The organism is uncultured Campylobacter sp. (assembly GCF_937949835.1).
In the GTDB taxonomy this organism is placed as follows: domain Bacteria; phylum Campylobacterota; class Campylobacteria; order Campylobacterales; family Campylobacteraceae; genus Campylobacter_B.
In genome coordinates this window covers 1-3,638 of the sequence record NZ_CALEDC010000055.1, presented here as the reverse complement: position 1 = coordinate 3,638, position 3,638 = coordinate 1, and the positions used below count along the sequence as shown (strand labels likewise).

The 3,638-nt window shown below is 45.2% G+C and carries 4 protein-coding genes; 2 read left to right on the top strand and 2 right to left on the bottom strand.

Annotated features, from left to right (window positions below):
• Together Q0256_RS01250 and Q0256_RS01245 are read left to right on the top strand one after the other, a co-directional pair.
• A partial coding sequence (locus tag Q0256_RS01250; protein WP_297959289.1) for a hypothetical protein occupies nt 1-1,095 on the top strand: 1,095 nt, incomplete at its 5' end.
• Nucleotides 1,096-1,384: 289 nt separating this feature from the next.
• Nucleotides 1,385-1,825, top strand: a complete 441-nt coding sequence (locus tag Q0256_RS01245) for a hypothetical protein (protein WP_297959287.1) — start codon at nt 1,385-1,387, stop codon at nt 1,823-1,825.
• A gap of 172 nt (nt 1,826-1,997) precedes the next feature.
• Here Q0256_RS01245 and Q0256_RS01240 read toward each other — a convergent pair whose 3' ends face one another.
• Both Q0256_RS01240 and Q0256_RS01235 read right to left on the bottom strand, forming a co-directional pair.
• Nucleotides 1,998-3,230, bottom strand: coding sequence for a M48 family metallopeptidase (locus Q0256_RS01240; protein ID WP_297959286.1), 1,233 nt, complete (start codon nt 3,228-3,230; stop codon nt 1,998-2,000).
• A partial coding sequence (locus Q0256_RS01235; protein WP_297959284.1) for an MATE family efflux transporter occupies nt 3,206-3,638 on the bottom strand: 433 nt, incomplete at its 5' end. The genes Q0256_RS01240 and Q0256_RS01235, both read right to left, overlap by 25 nt.

Sequence of the window (3,638 nt, the reverse complement as noted above, 5' to 3'; positions counted from 1 at the left end):
CAGGATCTGATGCAATATTTCGTCAGTTTTGGCAAATGGGGTATTCTTGGAGCCGTTATTCTTGGTATCCTCAATGCCGTCTTTGGTAAAATCATTATTACATTCGGTAGTTATTTTAGATCCAATGATCACTTTGAAGTTCTTTCACAAATTGCTGGATCTATCACTAATAAAATTCTTGATATTTCTTTAATTATTTGCTGTTTTGTGGTAGGTTTTGTCATGATTGCCGGGGCTGGATCAAATCTTAATCAGCAATTTGGCATGCCATTCTGGTCAGGAGCACTCCTATGTGCCGTATTGATAATCCTTGTTAGCTTTCTTAATTTTGAAAAAATCACGAATGTGATCGGAATATTTACGCCTATTATTTTTATCATGATTATGATTATGGCAGTGTATACCTTTGCAAGTCAACGTTTTGATTTTAAAGAATTAGAAACAATTGCAAATACAATCTCTACTCCAATGCCAAATATCTGGTTTTCTGTTCTGAATTATTTTTCGCTCTGCGTTATGACAGGTGTATCAATGGCTTTTGTATTAGGGGGATCCATTATGAGGATTGGTGTAGCAGAAAAAGGTGGTACTTTGGGTGGATTTATAATCGGTATTATCATCACAGTTACAACCTGTATCTTATATGCAAATGTAAAACTTGCAACGACTGTTGATATTCCTATGTTGGCTATTGCCAAACAGATTCACCCTGCATTTGCGTTTGTGTATGCACTTGTTATCTTCGGCTTGATCTTTAATACTGCTTTCAGTTTATTCTATGCCTTAGCAAAACGTTTCTCATCTAATCAATCAAAACGTTTTTATCCAATTATGATTGGCACCGTAGTTGTAGGGTATATATTATCCTTTATGGGCTTTAAAAAATTAGTATCGATTATGTATCCAATTCTAGGTTATATTGGTTTTATAATGTTGATGGTATTACTAATTGGGTGGATCAAAGAGAGGTCAAATGTTAGAGATGAGAAGTTTTTGCGTCGCAAGATGATTCGGTTGATCACAAAAAAATATGATGATGGACAGGAATATACGAAGGCAGATAAAGAAAAATTTCAGAAGCTGGGTGAGGATTGAATAGTTGATACTAAAAGTATTAAAAGCGATATCAAAGATCTTGTCAAAGAGCAGTTCACTGATGATAACAAATAAATAAAGTTCAAAAAAATAAAGAAAGAACGATTATTTGAATTGGTTGAATTTTAAAGGGCGGTAAAGGATTTCGCTTGAAATAAAAAGAGCTCGGAAAACCTTGATTAGCCTAATTTAATATAATGATTTTAAAAAGATTAAATCAAACGTATTTTCTGTTCTTTATCGTAAAAATTTCAAAATAAAAGCAACTATGAATTTAAAAAGGACAAAGATGGATCGCAAAAATGAGCCTGCAAATTTCGGATCCGCGGATGATGAGATGTTTGCGTTTTTATCGAGCTTGGGCGATCGCTGGCAGGTGAGCGAGGGCGGAGCGCGCTTTATAGAGGAAAATTTCACCTTCGTCGGTTCCAAGCCCGTCTTGCGGGGATTGAAAGATTACGTGACCGCGGGCTGCCTGAGCTTTGCTGATGCTAAGAGCTTCATAGACGCAAACCCCGCGGTAAAAGCGAGGATTTTGAGCGGCGAAATCCACTATCTGGGCGATAGTCTAACGAGTGCCGAGGTTAAATTTGCGCCCGAATACTTTCACGATTTTTTAAAATTTATAATGGAGCAGGTCCCCGAACACCACTATTTTTTCAGCCCTACCGCGCGCTGGCTCCTGCTGGTTGCGATGGAGAAATACGTGGAATTTGCGGCTTTAGATTAGCGTTTTGGCCTGCGAAAATTTGCGAAATTTCGCCGCCTACGCCGCGCGAGTTCGGACTGGCTGCGGTCTGCTACGGCGTGGGGCGAAAGAGGAGTGAAAGATCGGTTGAAATTACGACTGCAAAGATCGTGCCGCAGCGGCGTGAAATTTAGACAGGCGCTCCGTTCGCGAACTAGCCCTTGCCTAGCTTGATACGTGCCCTAAAATCGGGCATGATCTGCGCGATGAGCGCGTAAAAATCCGCTCCGTGGTTTGCATGGATGAGGTGCGCGAGCTCGTGCAGCACGACGTATTCGACGAAGCGCGGATCCCGCTCTATCAGGCTTAGCGAGAAGTTGAGATAGCCCTTTGCGTGGTTGCAGCTGCCCCAGCGCGTCTGCATTTTGCGCACCCGCACCCGCGCGATCTTGCGGCCTATCCGCAGCGAAAATTTCTCGATATAGCGCAGATAAAGCTCAAGCGCAAAGGCCTTTTTAAACGCCGCAAACTCGCCCTCGCTCTCGCAAAAGATCGCGTCTCGTGACATAAAAATTTTATCTTTAAATTTAGAGCTTTGGATAAAATTTTTGATCGTAAAATCAGGCTCGTCGGGCTCCGCCGCTTGCGCACTTTGTGTTGCATTTTGCGGCACGTTTTCGCTCGCGGCTTTTGAAGTTCCTTCGTTCACAGCGGGTTTAAATTTTAAAATTCCTTCGCCCACGACAAAGCTAAAATTTGAAATTTCTCCGCTTGCAGCGGGTTTAAAATTTGAAATTCCCTCACCCGCGACAGGTTTAAATTTTAAAATTCCATCCCTTGCGGCGGGGTTAAATTTTAAAATTTCGTCGCTTGAGGCGGAGTTAAATTTGCCCGCATCGCTACTTTGCGAGGTGCGCCCTCCTGAGTGAAATTTTAAAATTTCACTTTCCATGGCGCCGTCCGCACCGTCACCCATGCCGCCCGTAGCATTGTTTGCGCTGCCTCTCACATCGCCACCATTTACGCCGCTACCGCTTATGTCCGCGCCGCTTTGTAAATGGGCTGAATTTACGCCGCCTGCGCCGCTACTCGCATCGCCATTCGCCCAGTTCATGCAGCCCCGCACGCTACTATCGCCTAAACTTTCATTCGCGCCGCAGTTTGTACCGAACCCGACCTCGCGGCTAAATTTCAGCTTGTAAATTTTGCCTAAAATTCTAACTTGATCGCTCGCTAGTAGCTTGCTTTGCAGCCGCTCTAGCGTTTGGCGGATCCAGCTTTCGTGCTTCAGGATGAAGCCTTTCGCCTGCGCCGCGGTGTAGGAGCGCGGCACGCTCACGCTGATTTCGCAGTCCTTGCTAATGCGGATGCGCGCGTATTTCATCCGCTTAAAACGCAGACTGATCGGTAAGCCTAGCAAATTTAGACTAACTTTTTGCTCTGCCATTTTTTACTTATCCATCGCGCCGTATTCGCGCTGCCGCGCAGCCACTCGTCGCAGAAAAACCCGATCCAAACGCCCAAAATTCCATACCCCAGATGAATACCCAAAAGCCAGCCCACGGGGATCGAGACGCCCCACATAAAGATCACGCCCATCGCAAAGGGAAACCTCGCGTCGCCGCTTGCACGCAGGGCGTTTACGAAGACGATATTAAGCGTCCGTCCGAACTCAAGCCCCAGCGTGAGGTAAAAAAGCGGCCGCATGACCTGCTTGTGCGCCTCGCTTAGGCTCAACATCTCCATGATCTGCTCGCGCGCTAAAAACACGATCGCGACGAAAAGCGCCGTCGCCCCGAGCCCAAAGCGCAGCGCGGTAAATGTATGCCGATACGCATCTTGCGGCCTAGCAGCG